The following is a 15473-nucleotide window of genomic DNA, read 5'->3' as shown; positions in this document are numbered from 1 at the left end:
ATCACGCCGGTTCAATCAGTTGCGCATCCGTCACGACACGAACCTTGCGGCCCAGCATATCAAGAAGAATCTCGACCCGCTCGTTGTCCGTCCGGGCCTGAAATATCCCGCGGCAAGAATCGAACGCACCGCGCAGGATACGAACGGCGTCTCCCGCCTTGAAGCGTACTGCCGGCGACACCATCGACAGGAAACCGTCCGCCTGCTCGTGCTCCTTGAGACCCTCAACCACGTCCGTCGCGATCCGAACTGGCGTTCCTTCGTGACCGACCAGACGCTTGACCCCGACCGTCGAGTTGATCGCGCGCCAGCGCTGCGTCTCCATGTCGATCCGGACAAAGATGTAGCTTGGAAACAAAGGGGCCTTGACGACATTCACACGCCGCGCGTGCCGCACAGTCCTGAGATAGCGCGGTACGTAAACCTCAAAACCTTGTTGAACAAGATTGGCGCCAGCCTTTGCCTCCGACTGGATTTGAGTCTGAGCGACGTACCAGGCGGCGTCCGAGGGTGCGGTCATGATGCTGAGCGCTCCTTCGCTTTGCGCGGCCGTAAATCGACAAGCTCCGGAATCAGAACGGCATCCGCACCGAATTTCTCTCGCGCGCGGCCGATCAGAGCGTCGATTGCAGGTGATGACACGAGCGTTGTCACGAGAACACCGTCCACGTGTTCTTCAATCGCGTCAAAGTCGGCAACGACAGGCAAGCCAACAAACCGAGCCAGCTTGTTCGATGGATCCACCGTACAAACCAGAACAATACCGCTCTCGATCGCACATATCGCCGCAATTTCCGCGAGATCCGAAACGCCGACCAGAACAAGCCGCTTGAGATGGCGCTCCTTCGCCGTCTCAAGGGCTTTGATGCAGTCCGCCTTCGCCTTTCGGAAAAATCCAAACGACGACGAGAGGTACTCGACCGTGAGACGAGATTTTTCCGCGAAACCTTGCGGTGTGAGATAATACGCGTACCGGCGCGCAGGGGCCTGGCTGGCCTTGACCAGTCCCTTCTTAATGCAGCGATTGAGATACGCATTCACGAGACCGAGCGCGATTCCAAGCTCCGCTGCGAAATGCCGCTGCGAGCGCGCACCGTCCTGCTCCACGGAACTCAGAAGACCGAGAATGATCCGGTCGCTGTCTTCCTCGCGCTCGCTTTCGGAAAACGCTCGCTCCATTGCCTCACTCCTGCAACGGCCTCCTTACCGTGTTCACTCGATGAACGTCAAGTTTAGCAACCCAGCCATCCTTCAAGCCATTGATAATTATAATTAATTAAGGGAGCTGCGATCGCAGGCTCGGAGTAAATGAATCAGGGCACCGCGCGTTCACGGCGGCGCATCCACAAGTCCTCGTGCTTTTTGCCGAAGACGACCATCGGAACCTCGACCAAGCTATATGAAATGAAAGCAATGACAGTTGTCAGAGCGATCACCAGCATTGCGATCAATAGATTGAAAGCCGGCACGTCCGATGCGGGTAACAGAGCCAGAAAAACGTAACCTGCCGCCGTGTGATAGAGATAATGGCTGTAAGAGATACGACCGAAGAAGCCGAGGATCGAGCTCGATATCCCGATACGCAGGAATGCAATCAGCATGGCGGCTTCGCCAATGACGTAGGCCGCGGACCATTTGCCATAGTAAATGTCGAAAACAAGAAGGCTCGCTGCAACGACCAGGATCACGCCGGCAACCTGCAACATAGCCGAGCGACTCCAACCGGCTGACTCAGCCTGCCTGACCTGAATGCCAACGTAGAACACCGGAAAGAATGTTAACAACAGGCTTGCGTGTCCCCGCGCGAACCACACCGCAGCATTCATGCAGATCAGCACAGCCAGGACGATAAGGATACCGCGATCCCGCAGAAGAAAATGCTGCAATGCTAAAAACAGGTAGAACTTCACTTCGATCAGCAGCGTCCAGTACACACCGCTCAAGGATTCCTTGTGAAAAATATCCTGCACCATGAAGAAATTTCCGAGTACAACATCGAGCGGGAAGATTTCCTTGCCGATCAGAAAGCTGAAGACTGCTATCAGTACGACGTTGACCCAATAGGCTGGAAAAATCTTGAACAGCCGCCGGGAAATGAAGGTGATCGTATCTTGCTTCTCGATGTTTCGGAAAACGAGATAACCGCTGAGGAGAAAAAACAACAACACGCCACCGCGCCCGAGCGAGCTTACGTGATAAGATGCGTCGCCTAACGCTACCCGGGCGGGAATGAAGTGGCCAAAAATGACCATCAATATGGCGATACCGCGCAACGCATCGAGCGACGGAATTCGGCCGGTATCCAGCTTTAGCACAGGCGCTTGCGCCGAGCCGGATATGGGCGCCATGTATGCTTCTGGTGCCATAAAACGTCGCCTAACGAACAATCTGACGAAAATGCATCGCGGCTGGAAACAAAGCCCGCCATCATGGCTTTAGATGTTATCCGGGATGAAAGCCATATTTCACAGCCCGTGGAAACGATATAGCTTCCTGATGTTTCGCACCCCGTGCCCCCACCAATGACGGCCCCGTTTTCACCATCCATGAAACTCCTCTACGTCGTGACCGAGGACAAGGCCTTCCTGTCCCATCGGCTTCCCATGGCCCGCGCGGCGCGTGAGGCGGGTTTTGACGTTCACGTGGCAACGTCGGTCGGATCGAACGCCGAGGCCATCCGCGCCGAGGGTTTCACACTGCATGCCATGCCATTCCGGCGCGGCGGGCTGTCGCCGTTCGGCGCGATCTCGACCATCAGGGCGCTGCGCCGGATCAAGCGCGAACTCTCCCCCGCCATCGTGCATCATGTCGGCATGCAGATCTGCGTGGTGGGCGGGATCTCGTCCCTCGGAATGACGACCCCGCAGATCAATGCGATGACGGGCCTCGGCTATGCGTTTACCTCGACAACAGCCAGGGCGCTTCTCCTTCGCGTCGTTATCGCGATCGCGCTGCGGTTCCTGCTCAACCGGGATCACGCGGTCTTTCTGGTCCAGAATCCGGACGACCGTGCTGCTCTTGAGACGATCGGGATCGACCCGCGCCGCCTCGCTCGCATTCCAGGCTCCGGTGTCGACACGGATCAGCTGGCACCCATCCCCGAGCCCGGCGGCCCGATAACCGTCGGATTTGCCGGCCGGCTGCTGACCTCCAAGGGTATTCGCGCGCTGGTTGCCGCACATCGCATTGTGCGGACCCAAGGTGTGGATATCCGGCTCCTGATCGCAGGCACTCCAGATCCGGCCAATCCAGATTCAGTGACGCTCGAAGAGGCGCAGCAATGGAGCGGCGAACCAGGCATCACATGGCTGGGCCATGTCAACGATATTACGTCGCTATGGCGAGACTCTCATATCGCGGCACTCCCGTCCCACCGCGAGGGCCTTCCGAAAAGCCTGCTGGAAGCCGCAGCCTGTGGCCGGCCGATGATTGCCACCGACGCACCCGGTTGCCGGGAAATCGTGATACACGAAGAAACGGGCTTGCTGGTGCCGATTGAGGATCCGCAGGCGCTGGCCAAGGCGATCGGGGAACTGGCCGCGTCGCAAGAGCTGAGGACCCGCTATGGAGCGGCGGCCCGGCAACTCGTCGTCGAGAAGATGTCCGCTCAGGCGATCGGCGCTGCAACTGTCGCCCTTTATGAGGAGCAGGTGCAGCGCATTCGGTAGCTTCAGCTACCTTTGCTCCAACGGCGCAAAATTGCGCGTTTCGCATTTGTCGTTGATGACGGCGGGCCGCCAGTTGGCCACGGTTTCACCTTTCAGAAAAAACGTGAAGTAACGCAGTTCGCTGCCGAAGCTGGCGCGTGAACACACCGTCCATTTCTCCGGCCCCGATTGCGCCTCATTCGGCCCAATGTTGGAAACTTCCGAAGAACCGACCTGTTTCATCGATTGCGTAATGCGCAGGATCTCTCTGAAGATGACCTGCAATTGCCGGGAATCCGGCTCGGGGTCTGCCTGAACGGAGTCCTGCACATCAAAAAAGAAAGTACACCCGCTGACCAGCGCGGCCGCGAGCAGCGTTTGAAGCAACCGGATAGCCACCAAAGCCACTCACTCCCCGACAGTCCGGGTGCCTTACTATCGCTTTGACGTGCCGATGAAAAGCGCCGCCGGGGACTTGAAAAAGCGCCACGGCTGACAGGGAACGGCCCATCCCATGATTTTTGCTGGAGCCGTTGTATGCCTGAGGACGTTGTCACCTCTTCCGAGTTTGATTAAACACTCCGCAGCCTTGTACGCATTCGATACGTCCTCGCGTCGGCAACCACGTGAGAGTTCATGCCCGATCGTCCGCCCAGCAATGTCGACCCCGCGGTTGCCGCCGGATTCGGCCATGAATGGTCGACCTTCCATCAGGGAGAGGACGCTTTCTCCGCGGATGACAGAGCGGCCATTTTTGAGTCCTATTTTCATATTTTCCCCTGGGACCGCCTGCCGGCCGGGTCCATCGGCATGGATGCCGGGTGCGGCAGCGGCCGATGGTCCGTCATGGTGGCCCCGCGCGTCGGCCACCTCCACCTTCTCGACGCCAGCGCCGATGCGCTGAATGTCGCGCGCGCCAATCTTGCAGCAGCGACGAACGTGACCTTTCATCACGCCAGCGTCGGAGAGCTTCCCCTGCCCGACGGCTCGCTCGACTTCGCTTTCTCGCTGGGCGTGCTGCACCATGTGCCCGACACCCAGGCCGCGATTTCCGAGATCTCCACGAAGCTCAAGCCCGGCGCGCCTTTCCTGATCTATCTCTACTACGCACTCGACAACCGGCCGGCCTGGTATCGTGCGCTCTGGAAATTCAGCAATCTCTTCCGGATCGTGATCTCGGCTCTTCCGGAAAAGCCGCGGCTGTGGATCAGCCAGATCATCGCGGTGGCCGTATACTGGCCGCTGGCCCGCTTTGCTGCGCTTGTCGAACGGCTCGGATTTTCCGCCGCGGCCCTGCCGCTGGAATCCTACAAACATCGCGCGTTCTACGTGATGAGAACCGACGCATATGACCGGTTCTGCACGCGCCTCGAACAACGCTTCACGCGCGTGCAGATCAACGACATGCTGACAACCGCCGGATTTCAGGACATTCGTTTCTCGGAACGCGTACCCTACTGGTGTGCCGTCGGCATCAAGCGCTGACCGGATGGCCTTCGTTTCATGAATTCCTTGCTGATTATGGCAACGCCGCTCGCAGCCTGCGCCATTTGCGCAGGGCTGATTGTCGTACTGCGCCCCCTGCTCGCGCGCTACGCGCTGGCGCGGCCGAACGCGCGTTCTTCGCACAGCATACCGACACCGCAGGGCGGCGGCGCGGCGGTGATCGCTGCGGTCATCGCGTCGGTCGCCATATCGGCTTCCCTTTTTGGCGTAGTGAGAGATTCTTCTCTGATCGCGATCTTCGCCGCGACTGTCTTGCTCGCCCTGGTCGGCGCCTATGATGACCTGCGGACGGTGCCTGTCCTGCCTCGGCTTTTGATGCAGGCGGTGGCTGTCGGGGTGGTCCTGGCAACACTTCCTGCCGAGTTCCACCTTGTGCCGGCTCTGCCGGTCTGGACGGAGCGATTTCTCTTGCTGATCGGCGGGCTATGGTTCGTCAATCTCGTGAACTTCATGGATGGTCTTGACTGGATCACGGTCGCGGAGACAGTTCCTGTCATGGGCGCGCTGGCGCTGTTTGGGTTCTACGGCGAACTATCGCCTGGTCCGACAATCGTCGCACTCGCGCTGTGCGGTGCGATGATCGGTTTCGCCCCGTTCAACAAGCCTGTCGCGAAGCTCTTCCTTGGCGATGTGGGTAGCCTGCCGATCGGTTTGCTGATGGGCTGGTGCCTGCTTCAGCTTGCGGGACACGGCCACATGCTCGCTGCGCTGTTGCTGCCGCTGTACTACCTTGCCGACGCGACGCTCACCCTCCTTCGCCGCCTGATGAAAGGCGAAGCGGTTTGGGTCGCCCACCGGTCTCATTTTTACCAGCAGGCGACCAGCAATGGCTTCAGCGTCATGCAGGTCGTCAGCGAGGTCTTTATCCTGAACGCCATCCTTGCGATTTTTGCCGCGGTGACGATTTGGCTGAAGTCGCCCTACGTCCAGGGGATGACGCTTGCACTGGGCTTAAGCGCAGTGGCGCTGGTGCTCAGCCGGTTCTCCCGGCAACGCGAACCGCTCGGATAAGTTACGCGGCCCCGCTTTTGAACTCCGGGATGGCGTCTTTCAATACGCCGACAATGACGCTGCGTTGTTCGCTCACCACGGCCTTCTCAAGGGTGGACAGCCATCGTTGCAGCGTGTCGAGCGGAGGCTCGTTAGGGCGCGCAGCGACGATTCCGGCGATGCCGATGTCCGCGGTTGGCTCCTCGTGAGCAAACAGGATTTCGTTCAGGCGCTCACCCGGCCGAACGCCCGTGAAGACGATCTCGATGTCATAACCCGGTTGAAGCCCCGACAACCTGATGATGCGCTCGGCAAGATCGACGATCTTCACCGGCTGCCCCATGTTCAATACATAAACCGACACATCGGGCCGCACCGGATCGAGCGCATGGGTAGCCGCGGTTACCACCAGATCGCACGCCTCGCGTATGGTCATGAAATAGCGGACCATGTCCGGGTGTGTCACGGTCACCGGACCGCCGGCCTCGATCTGCGCCTTGAACTTCGGCACCACCGATCCGTTGGACGCCAGCACGTTGCCGAAGCGAACGGAAATAAGCCGCATCGGTGCCTTGCCGTTGGCCTTATGCGTCAGGTCCCGGTCGAGCGCCTGGCAGTACATTTCGGCAAAGCGCTTGGTCAGTCCCAGCATCGACACCGGCTCGATTGCCTTGTCTGTGGAAATCATCACCATCGCCTCGGCGCCGGCGCTCACCGCGGCATCCGCCACATTCACGGTTCCGAAGATGTTGGTCTTGACGCCCTCGCCCCAGTCACGCTCGAGGATCGGAACGTGCTTCAGCGCCGCGGCATGAAAGACGATGTTTGGCTTGAACTCAGCCATCAGATGCGCAATGCGCGCACGGTCGCGGATGTCTGCGATGCGGCCTTCGATCACAGCCGTCGGAAACTTCACCGTCAGGCCTTCCATCACCGCGTGCAACGCCGGCTCTGCATTCTCGACGATCAGCAGCCGTGATGCACCGAATGTCACCGCGCGGTCGCAGATTTCCGATCCGATCGACCCGCCGCCACCAGTGACGACGACGGATTTGCCCTTCACGAAACTTTCGAGGCGCTGATAATCGATCTTCACACTCGGCCGCAGCAGCAGATCCTCAACCGCAACGGGTGCAAGACGCGGCGCCTCACCGCTACCCTCCAGTGACGGCAGGCGGCTGACGGTCAGTCCAAGCTTACGGGCTCGCGTCAGCACCGACTCAGGCGACGCATCCGCCTCGAAAGCCGAAGGCATCATGACCAGGCGCTCAAGGGGTCTTTCCCGGCGCGAGAAATCGTCGACGATATCGGCGAGGTCGTCGATCCCACCGAGCACCGGAATGCCACGAATCGACTGCCCGCGATCCGATATGGAGGGCGACAATACGCCGACCGGCCATGTTCGCTTCACCGCGCCGCTCTCAATGCCGCGCAACAACACTTCCGCGTCGGCAGCGCGTCCCACCAGCAGCGTCGGAGCAGCATCGAGACCACGCGCCTGATTCAGCGTTCGTGTGTAGCGGAAATAGCGATAGGCAATGCGTAGCGCCCCAAGCGCGAAGTTCTGAAGAAACCAATAGATGATGATCGTCGTCTTGCCGAAGAAGAACGTGCCGTAGACGTTCGGCGCGATGAAAATGTAGTCCAGCACCAGCAGCATCAATGCCAGCACCGTCGATGCTTTTACGATGTTGAAGAAATCCGGCAGCGAGATAAACCGCCACTTCGTCGTCGTCAGCCGGAAGACGTAGCAGACGACAATGCTGAAGATCACAAAGTAAGGCAGAATGCGCAGCAGGAGCGGCAAACGCTCCACGAGGCCACTACCCTCGAACCGGAGATAGAAACTCGCGACCACTGCGAAGATCGTTGCCAGCACGTCATGAATGACGATCAGCAGGTTCCGCCAGGTGAGGCGCGGGAATCTGATCCGGGACAAGCCAGCCATGATCAAGCCTGCTCCGCAGGTGCATCGCCACGAGCGCGAGCGACCATTCCGCCCGCGACACCGACAGCCAGCGCGTAGATCCATCCCTCGTGAAAATCGAAGAGATGCGAGTTCAGCAGGGAGCTGACGAAATTCTCAACGACGGCAACAAGGCCAACCCAGGCTGCGAGCCCCGCGCCTGCGAACATTTTCAGGTGCGCAAACCACATCGCGTACAACACGACGGCGCCAATGAGTCCCCATTGCACTGCTACATTGAGCGTCTGGTTATGCGGATTACCGATGATTTGAGCCGATGCACCGCTCTGCCCGACCGCGTCCTGCGTAAACAGTGTTTTCGTCGACCCCGTTCCGTGACCCGCCAGAGGCGCTTCCGCGACGAACTTGATCGACTTGCGCCAGAATTCGAGCCGCTCGCCGACTGACGTCACAGCATTGCTTTCATGATAGCTCTGATATTCGCTCCCGATCATCGCCACCCGCATCCGCAGGTAAGGCGATGATGTCCACGCAATCGCGCTGGCCGCAATCACACCCGCCATTAACAGCAAGAACCCGCGGCGGCTGAAATGCTTCGCGGCGAAAATAACGAACAGAACCGGGATGCACACCAGAACAGTCCGCGAACTTGCCACGAACATCATGTTGGCAAGAAAACCGATGCCCAGAACAACCAGAAGCGCAGCCCACATCTTCAGTTGCGCTCTCAGCAGGTAGACCGCGGCCCCGAATGCCGCGAATGCGCAAAAGGCGAATTCCTGACTCTGCGCGATGTAATTCTTGACCGGCACACCAAGGGAGCGCGTCGGATCAAATACGATTCGATGATCAACGAACATCAGCCACGATGTCAGCATAACCGCTGTACACGACGCCAGAAATCCGGAAGCAACCCATAAGCCGCGACCGGACTTCTCAAAGTGACGGATCAGAATCGGAATCGCGATCAGCTTGGCGACCGGATTGATGCCCTGCAGCCGCGCCGCCCATGGAATATCCGTCGCCCACAGTGTCCCGACAACGGCCAGCACAAAAAGCAGGACTGGGAGAAAGCAGGCCGGCCGCCGTAGCGTTTCGGTGAAATCGCGCAATTCAATCGTAGGAATCAACAGCAGCAGCCAGACCACCGCGAAGATCGCGACCAGCGACGTCGACCATGGCAGCGAGGCGGCCATGAGGACCACTGCGACGTCAGCCGCCTTTGTCCAGGCGGCTGTGTTGCGCCAGATCGACGGAGAGACGCCGGCCGCAAGATTGGACGCGTTCGCGGTCATGCCTTGCCTTCTCGCGCGCGTTTGACCAGCGATGTGGTGCTGTGACCCGGTAGAATGTCGACAAGCACAATCTCACCGCCGTTGGCAGTGACGATCTCATGGCCGACCACCTGCTCGCGGGTGTAGTCTCCGCCCTTGACCAGCACGCTCGGTTTGATCTGTGTAATCAGCTCAAGTGGCGTGTCCTGTTCGAAGATGACGACCAGATCGACCGCCTCGAGCGCCGCCAGCACTTCGGCCCGCGCGCGCTCATCCTGCACCGGCCGCTCGGCGCCCTTCAGACGCCGCACCGAAGCGTCGCTGTTGAGCCCGACGATCAGGCGGTCGCACGCGGCGCGCGCCTGCGTCACCACGCGCACATGGCCCGGATGCAGAATATCGAAGCAGCCATTGGTGAACCCGACGCGCAATCCCTGCCTGTGCCACTCGGCAAGATGCGCATCGAGGTCCGCGGCGCTCGCAGCGATTTTTTCCTCAGCCGCGAGCGAGGCATGCGGCAAAATCTTCCGCCGCAATTCGGCAAGCGACACCGTCGCCGTACCAGGCTTGCTGACGGCCACCGCGGCCGCGGCCGTGGCACAGCGAAGCGATGTATCCCAGTCCGTTCCAGCCGCAATCGTCACGGCCAGAACCGCGGCCACCGTATCGCCGGCACCGGACACGTCGCGGACCTTCGCGGGCTGCGCCGGAACATGAATCAGGGTGCCATCGCGATGGGCAAGCGTCATTCCGTCTTCGCTCTGGGTCACCAGCACGGCTTCGGCGTCTGCGGTGCGCAGCGCCTCAATCGAGGCATCGGCGATATCGGCGTCTGACTGGATGCGTTTACGGGTTGCCTCTGCAAATTCCTTGCGGTTCGGCGTCAACAGCGTCGCGCCGCGATAGATCGCCAGATTTGCGCTCTTCGGATCAACGATCACGGGCTTGCCGAGCTTGCGCGCGGCATCGATCACATTGCGGATCACCCGCGCGGTCAGAACGCCCTTGGCATAGTCCGACAACAGCACGATGTCGGCACGCGGCAGGGCGGCCACCACCGCATCGATCAGCTTGCGCTCGGTGACCTCCGAAGCGGGCGCCGACAACTCCCAATCCGCCCGCAGCATGTGCGTCGAGAAATGCTCGGACACAAAGCGTACCTTGCGCGTGGTCGGCCGCGCCGGGTCGGTCACCAGAACCGGCTCGATCAGCTTTTCCTTGGCAAGCTCCGCTTTCAGCGTCTCGCCCGCGACGTCATTGCCGACCAGACCGATGAAAATGCATCTTGCCCCGAGCGAGGCGATATTGCGGGCCACGTTGCCCGCGCCGCCGACATTGATTTCGCTGCGCCGGGCCGCGATCACCGGCGCGGGCGCTTCCGGCGAAATGCGCGACACTTCGCCGTAAACGAATTCGTCCAGCATGAGGTCGCCGACGCACAGCACCGTCTGGCGGACAATCGCTTGCGACAGCGCGTCGAAATCGAACATGAGAACGCCTGTATCCCTAGTGGACCACTGGTTGCACGATCAGCGGTAGCGATCGGGCCGGTCGAGAAAATCCCTGACATAGCTGCCGACGGCATCTTCCAGCGCCGTGAAGCCGCCATTGTAGCCTGCGCCGCGCAGATGATCGACCTCTGCCTGCGTGAAGTACTGATAACTGCCGCGAATTTGTTCCGGCATATCGATGTATTCGATATTCGGCTTTGTGCCGAGCGCCCCATAGGCAGCGAGGATGAGATCGCGAAAGCTGCGCGCTTCGCCGGTCCCGACATTGTAGATGCCGTTCACCGAACGCGTTGCCAGCAGCCACATGATGACGCGCACCACATCGTCCACGTGAATGAAATCGCGGCACTGATCGCCGTCCGCGATGCCATCGCGGTGAGACTTGAAGAGCTGCACCACACGGCCGGATTTGACATCGTCGAAGCGGCGCGCCAGCACGCTCATCATCGTGCCCTTGTGATATTCGTTCGGGCCGAACACGTTGAAGAACTTGAGGCCGGCCCACTGCGGCGGCATCTTCCCGCCCTTCGCGACGCGTTCGATCACGGCCATGTCGAACAGATGCTTGCTCCAGCCGTAAAGATTCATTGGCCGCAGTTTTTTCAGGGCGTCGAGCGAAGCATCGTCGCGAAATCCCTGCTCGCCGTCACCATAGGTCGAGGCCGACGAGGCATAGATGAACGGGACTGCATTGGCCGTACACCAGTCGAGCAGCCGCATCGAGAGGCGGAAATTGGTTTCGATCACAAGATCGCCGTCGGTGGCGGTGGTTTCCGAGATCGCGCCGAGATGAACGATGGCGTCGAGCTTGCGGCCAGCCAGCCATTGCATCAATTCAGCCGGCGGAACCACGTCAGCGAGCTGCCGCTTGGCGAGATTGCGCCATTTCCCGTCGTTCCCGAGAAAGTCGCATACGGCCACGTCCGCGCGGCCCGCATCGTTGAGGGCGGCGACGACATTCGATCCGATAAATCCGGCTCCTCCGGTCACCAACAGCATTGAGGAATCCCGCCCAATTGACGCGGGTCACCTTTGCCTCACTCCCGCCCGGCAGGCAACTCACGTCCGGCGGTGTGGTGAAGGACCCGGCGTTGCCGGGAGCAACAAAAACGCATCTGGACGCCGTGCAGATGACGCGGTAACCGGCTGATCATGCGCAACTCTCCTGGACCGCATAAAATAACTGCAAAGCCCCTCAATAAATGAATAATAATTCATTTCTAAGCGATATACGGGTGATGCCCGATCCCACGGAAACCAGCCCGATTCTGGTGATTCCATATATGTGGATCGGCGATTTCGTGCGCGGGCATACGGTTGTTCGGGTGCTGAAGGAGCGCTGGCCGAACCGGCCGGTCGACCTCCTGGTGACAAGCCTGTGCGCACCGCTGGTGGACTACATGCCCGGGGTCCGCAGGGGCATCGTTTGGGACCTGCCGCGCGGACGGCTGGCCCTGAAGAAGCAATGGGCGCTGGCCCGGCAGTTCCGGGCAGCCGGTTATGGCACCGCCCTTGTGATGCCTCGGACATGGAAATCCGCCATTGCCCCGACGCTGGCCGGCATCCCGCAGCGGACCGGCTTCGTCGGCGAGGTCCGGTTTGGACTGATCAACGACTGGCGCTGGGGCGAGCGGAAGATGCCCCGCTTTATCGACAAGAACGCCGCCCTTGCCCTGCCCGCGGATGCCCCGTTGCCGAAGCAATGGCCGGTGCCGCAACTTGTGGTGCCGCCGGCGGAGGTCGCGGCCTGGCGGCAAGCCAACAACCTCGGCCACAGCGCCGCCGTTGCACTGGCCCCGGGATCGGTCGGCGCCTCGAAGCGCTGGACCTATTACGCCGACGCGGCGCGGATGTTCGCCGAACAGGGACTGGACGTCTGGGTGGTCGGCGGCCCCGGCGAAAAAGCCATCGCAGCGGATATCGTGAACTTCGCAGGGCCACGGGTGCGCGACCTCACCGGGACGGACCTCCGCAACGGCATCATGGCGATGGCGGCGGCCAAGACGGTGATCTCCAACGATTCCGGCCTGATGCATATCGCCGCCGCGATCGGCACGCCCGCGATCGGAATTTTCGGCCCGACCAGCCCCTATCACTGGGCGCCGCTGAACGGCCTCGCTGCAACCATCAAGCGGGCCACCGACCTGCCCTGCCAGCCATGTCATAAGCCGGTTTGCACCCAGAACGATCATCACTGCATGCGCGATATCCTGGCATCGGAAGTTGTGGCGACAGCGCAGCGCGTGATGGCCGGCGCCGGCGCAGCCGCTCGTTAATCTCGAAAGACGGCCGCACTTGCGCCCCTATCGCGCTGTGACTACCACTGAGGCGAATTCGAACCGACACGGTGACATGTGAGCCAGGACCGGATCGCGGCACATTTCCAGAGTTCAGTCGACGGCTTGACCAAAGCTGTCGAAAGCACCGAGCTTCTCGCGACGACGCATACCATTGCGCGCGTTGTCGCGGATGCGCTGAAGTCGGGAAACAAGCTCCTCCTGATCGGCAATGGCGGCAGCGCCGCCGATGCCCAGCACATCGCCGCTGAAATTGTCGGGCGCTACAAGCAGGAGCGGCCCGGCTGGGCAGCGATCGCTTTGACGACGGACACTTCGGCGCTGACGGCGATCGCCAACGACTACGGCTTTGAACAGGTCTTCGCCCGGCAGGTTCAGGGCCTCGCCCGTCGCGGCGACGTGCTGTTTGCGCTCTCCACGTCCGGCCGCTCGCCCAACATTCTTGCCGCGCTTAAGGTGGCGCGCGATATGGGCGTCACCACCGTCGGCTTCACCGGCGCCAAGGGCGAGGGCATGCGCGCAGCTTGCGATCATCTGTTCGTTTCCCCCACCGCCGATACGCCCGTGATCCAGCAGATTCACATGATGGCAATGCATGCGATCTGCGACGAGGTCGAGCAGACAATGATCGGCGCGACAAAATCCAAATGACGGCGGGCAGCGGCGCGACACAAAAACCCGCGGCGTTTCTCGATCGCGATGGCGTCATCAATCTTGACGACGCCTATGTCGGCACCCGCGACAGACTCCGGTGGATGCCGGGGATTGCCCCTGCAATCAGGGCGCTGAACGCCGCAGGCTATTACGTCTTCGTTTTTACCAATCAATCAGGCGTCGCGCGCGGGTTCTTCTCCGAGGACGATGTTCGCGCGCTCCACAACTGGATGCGCGATGAACTGGCGCGCGATGGCGCACGGATCGACGACTTCCGCTATTGCCCACACCATCCAGACGGCATCGTCCCGGCCTATACGCGTGAGTGCGACTGGCGCAAGCCGCAAGCAGGCATGGTTCTTGATCTGATGAAGCACTGGCCCGTGGACAGGGAGCACAGCTTTGTCATCGGCGACAAGCAGCGCGATCTCGATGCTGGCAAGGCTGCCGGGATCGAGGGCTTCCTGTTTTCGGGAACGGATATCGCGGGCTTTGTTGAGCAGGTTTTGGCGAAGCGATAAATTCGCTGCGGTTTGTCACCGTCATGGCCGGGCTTGTCCCGGCCATCCACGTCTTTGCTTGCAGCACGATTTTTAAGACGTGGATACCCGGGACAAGCCCGGGCATGACGAACATAAACCAACTTTTACGTTGAGACTCCCAAACGCAATTTTTCCGCCGCCTCGATCACCCGCTCGAAGGACGGATAGACGTCCTTTCCTCCGACCACCGTGATCGATCCGTTGCCGACAGGACCCGTCAAACCGGGATCGGTGGCAAGGAACACCGCGATCAGCGGGACGCTGTAGGCCGCGGCAAGATGCAGCAACCCGGTATCGACGCCGACCACCAGCGCCGCGTTCGCGATCACCTTCGCGGTCACGTCGAGCGGCTGACGATCGAGAATCCGGCTTCCCGGAATCGCAGCAGCGAGGCGTTCGCAGCGCAAGCGTTCGCGTTCGTCTCCCCACGGCAGCACCACATCGATGCCCTGCCCGCGCAGCCACTTGCCGGTGCCGATCCAGTCGACCTCGCGCCACTCCTTCGCGGCGCGCGATGTTCCGTGCAGCAACACCGCGTAAGGCGCACCACCGTCCTTTGGAGGCTTGACCAGCCCGTAGTCGATGGCCTGATCAGGCCGATAGCCGAGGCTCAAACCGGTCAGCAGCCGATTGCGCGCCACCGCGTGCTGATCGCGTGCGACCTTGTGTTTGACGTCATAGAACATCGACGCCATCGGCTCCCGGATGCTCGACGCGTCGTAGCCATGTCGCTCGCCCGCGGCAGTCCTTGCGATCAAGGCCGAACGGATCAAACCCTGCGTGTCGATCACCTTCTCAGCGTTGACCAAGCGAAGTTTTGCCTTGAACGCCGAGACCTCGCGCCAGGTCTCCGAACGGAAAAGCTGAGATCGCCAGCGCCGGGTCGAAACCGGGATCACTTCGCTGACGGCGGGATGAAGCCGCGCCAGCGGGGCGAATGCTTCCTCGACCACCCACGTCAGCCGCGCATCGGGCCGGTGCCGGTGCGCATCGGTGACGGCCGGCATGTGATGCACCACGTCGCCCAGCGATGATGTCTTGATGAATATGATACCGGGCATCGGAGCGGTCGGGCTGGAACTCATGAACAAGCGTTACGTTTTGGAAACCATAAAGCGGTTTCGG

15 protein-coding genes are annotated in these 15473 nt (G+C 60.8%); 6 read left to right on the top strand and 9 right to left on the bottom strand.

Annotated elements, in window-relative coordinates; genetic code table 11:
* Position 1: 1 nt before the first annotated feature.
* From nusG to AC1Q6J_RS03475, 3 genes are all read right to left on the bottom strand, one after another.
* Positions 2–520, bottom strand: coding sequence for a transcription termination/antitermination protein NusG (gene nusG / locus AC1Q6J_RS03485; protein WP_492277941.1), 519 nt, complete (start codon positions 518–520; stop codon positions 2–4).
* The gene (locus AC1Q6J_RS03480) at positions 517–1179 is read right to left on the bottom strand and encodes a winged helix-turn-helix transcriptional regulator (protein WP_492277940.1); all 663 of its coding nucleotides are present in this window, start codon (positions 1177–1179) and stop codon (positions 517–519) included. The genes nusG and AC1Q6J_RS03480 overlap by 4 nt, the downstream gene beginning before the upstream one ends.
* A 134-nt stretch (positions 1180–1313) precedes the next feature.
* Positions 1314–2387, bottom strand: coding sequence for an acyltransferase family protein (locus AC1Q6J_RS03475; protein WP_492277939.1), 1074 nt, complete (start codon positions 2385–2387; stop codon positions 1314–1316).
* A gap of 159 nt (positions 2388–2546) precedes the next feature.
* On the opposite strand from AC1Q6J_RS03475, the gene AC1Q6J_RS03470 reads away from it, so the two are divergent.
* The gene (locus AC1Q6J_RS03470; protein ID WP_492277938.1) at positions 2547–3668 is read left to right on the top strand and encodes a glycosyltransferase family 4 protein; all 1122 of its coding nucleotides are present in this window, start codon (positions 2547–2549) and stop codon (positions 3666–3668) included.
* A 6-nt stretch (positions 3669–3674) separates the two neighbouring features.
* On the opposite strand, the gene AC1Q6J_RS03465 is transcribed toward AC1Q6J_RS03470, so the two are convergent.
* Complete coding sequence (locus AC1Q6J_RS03465; RefSeq protein WP_492278154.1) at positions 3675–4046, bottom strand: hypothetical protein; 372 nt, start codon at positions 4044–4046, stop codon at positions 3675–3677.
* A 237-nt stretch (positions 4047–4283) separates the two neighbouring features.
* Between AC1Q6J_RS03465 and AC1Q6J_RS03460 the strand changes: the two genes are divergently transcribed.
* Positions 4284–5132 (top strand): class I SAM-dependent methyltransferase, encoded by an 849-nt coding sequence (locus tag AC1Q6J_RS03460; protein ID WP_492277937.1) that lies wholly within the window; start codon positions 4284–4286, stop codon positions 5130–5132.
* Between the two features lie 18 nt (positions 5133–5150).
* Entirely contained in the window at positions 5151–6164 is a 1014-nt protein-coding gene (locus AC1Q6J_RS03455) for an MraY family glycosyltransferase (protein WP_492277936.1), read from the top strand.
* A 1-nt stretch (position 6165) separates the two neighbouring features.
* On the opposite strand, the gene AC1Q6J_RS03450 is transcribed toward AC1Q6J_RS03455, so the two are convergent.
* The 4 genes from AC1Q6J_RS03450 to rfaD are packed head-to-tail and all read right to left on the bottom strand — an operon-like array spanning position 6166 to position 11854.
* On the bottom strand, positions 6166–8091 hold the full coding sequence (locus AC1Q6J_RS03450; protein WP_492277935.1) for an SDR family NAD(P)-dependent oxidoreductase: 1926 nt from the start codon (positions 8089–8091) through the stop codon (positions 6166–6168).
* A 2-nt stretch (positions 8092–8093) separates the two neighbouring features.
* Positions 8094–9365 carry an O-antigen ligase family protein gene (locus AC1Q6J_RS03445; RefSeq protein WP_492277934.1) on the bottom strand — a complete coding sequence of 424 codons (1272 nt, stop codon included), beginning with the start codon at positions 9363–9365 and terminating at the stop codon, positions 8094–8096.
* Complete coding sequence (gene rfaE1 / locus AC1Q6J_RS03440) at positions 9362–10834, bottom strand: D-glycero-beta-D-manno-heptose-7-phosphate kinase (RefSeq protein ID WP_492277933.1); 1473 nt, start codon at positions 10832–10834, stop codon at positions 9362–9364. The genes AC1Q6J_RS03445 and rfaE1 overlap by 4 nt, the downstream gene beginning before the upstream one ends.
* A 39-nt stretch (positions 10835–10873) precedes the next feature.
* Positions 10874–11854, bottom strand: a complete 981-nt coding sequence (rfaD, locus tag AC1Q6J_RS03435; RefSeq protein WP_492277932.1) for an ADP-glyceromanno-heptose 6-epimerase — start codon at positions 11852–11854, stop codon at positions 10874–10876.
* Positions 11855–12057: 203 nt separating this feature from the next.
* Between rfaD and waaF the strand changes: the two genes are divergently transcribed.
* The 3 genes from waaF to AC1Q6J_RS03420 all read left to right on the top strand — a co-directional run bounded on the left by waaF (position 12058) and on the right by AC1Q6J_RS03420 (position 14327).
* Positions 12058–13131, top strand: a complete 1074-nt coding sequence (gene waaF / locus AC1Q6J_RS03430; RefSeq protein ID WP_492277931.1) for a lipopolysaccharide heptosyltransferase II — start codon at positions 12058–12060, stop codon at positions 13129–13131.
* Positions 13132–13209: 78 nt separating this feature from the next.
* Positions 13210–13803 (top strand): D-sedoheptulose 7-phosphate isomerase, encoded by a 594-nt coding sequence (locus AC1Q6J_RS03425; protein ID WP_492277930.1) that lies wholly within the window; start codon positions 13210–13212, stop codon positions 13801–13803.
* A complete protein-coding gene (locus AC1Q6J_RS03420; RefSeq protein ID WP_492277929.1) occupies positions 13800–14327 on the top strand; it encodes a D-glycero-alpha-D-manno-heptose-1,7-bisphosphate 7-phosphatase in 528 nt (175 codons plus the stop codon). Before AC1Q6J_RS03425 ends, AC1Q6J_RS03420 begins: the two co-directional genes overlap by 4 nt.
* Positions 14328–14452: 125 nt before the next feature.
* Here the strand turns inward: AC1Q6J_RS03420 and waaC are convergent, their stop codons facing one another.
* Positions 14453–15409, bottom strand: a complete 957-nt coding sequence (waaC, locus tag AC1Q6J_RS03415; protein ID WP_492277928.1) for a lipopolysaccharide heptosyltransferase I — start codon at positions 15407–15409, stop codon at positions 14453–14455.
* Between the last annotated feature and the right edge of the window lie 64 nt (positions 15410–15473).

The organism is Afipia sp. MLSD5-FHT05B12, assembly GCF_058793355.1.
The sequence above is the reverse complement of the archived record's forward strand: the minus strand, read 5'-3'. Positions and strand labels throughout refer to the sequence as shown.

Bases quoted from the DNA above. Each gene is read 5' to 3' on its own strand.
- AC1Q6J_RS03445 (WP_492277934.1), bottom strand. From the start codon at position 9,365: ATGACCGCGAACGCGTCCAATCTTGCGGCCGGCGTCTCTCCGTCGATC.
- AC1Q6J_RS03480 (WP_492277940.1), bottom strand. From the start codon at position 1,179: ATGGAGCGAGCGTTTTCCGAAAGCGAGCGCGAGGAAGACAGCGACCGG.
- nusG (WP_492277941.1), bottom strand. From the start codon at position 520: ATGACCGCACCCTCGGACGCCGCCTGGTACGTCGCTCAGACTCAAATC.
- AC1Q6J_RS03420 (WP_492277929.1), top strand. From the start codon at position 13,800: ATGACGGCGGGCAGCGGCGCGACACAAAAACCCGCGGCGTTTCTCGAT.
- rfaD (WP_492277932.1), bottom strand. From the start codon at position 11,854: ATGCTGTTGGTGACCGGAGGAGCCGGATTTATCGGATCGAATGTCGTC.
- AC1Q6J_RS03460 (WP_492277937.1), top strand. From the start codon at position 4,284: ATGCCCGATCGTCCGCCCAGCAATGTCGACCCCGCGGTTGCCGCCGGA.
- rfaE1 (WP_492277933.1), bottom strand. From the start codon at position 10,834: ATGTTCGATTTCGACGCGCTGTCGCAAGCGATTGTCCGCCAGACGGTG.
- waaF (WP_492277931.1), top strand. From the start codon at position 12,058: ATGAATAATAATTCATTTCTAAGCGATATACGGGTGATGCCCGATCCC.
- AC1Q6J_RS03470 (WP_492277938.1), top strand. From the start codon at position 2,547: ATGAAACTCCTCTACGTCGTGACCGAGGACAAGGCCTTCCTGTCCCAT.
- waaC (WP_492277928.1), bottom strand. From the start codon at position 15,409: ATGCCCGGTATCATATTCATCAAGACATCATCGCTGGGCGACGTGGTG.
- AC1Q6J_RS03450 (WP_492277935.1), bottom strand. From the start codon at position 8,091: ATGGCTGGCTTGTCCCGGATCAGATTCCCGCGCCTCACCTGGCGGAAC.
- AC1Q6J_RS03455 (WP_492277936.1), top strand. From the start codon at position 5,151: ATGAATTCCTTGCTGATTATGGCAACGCCGCTCGCAGCCTGCGCCATT.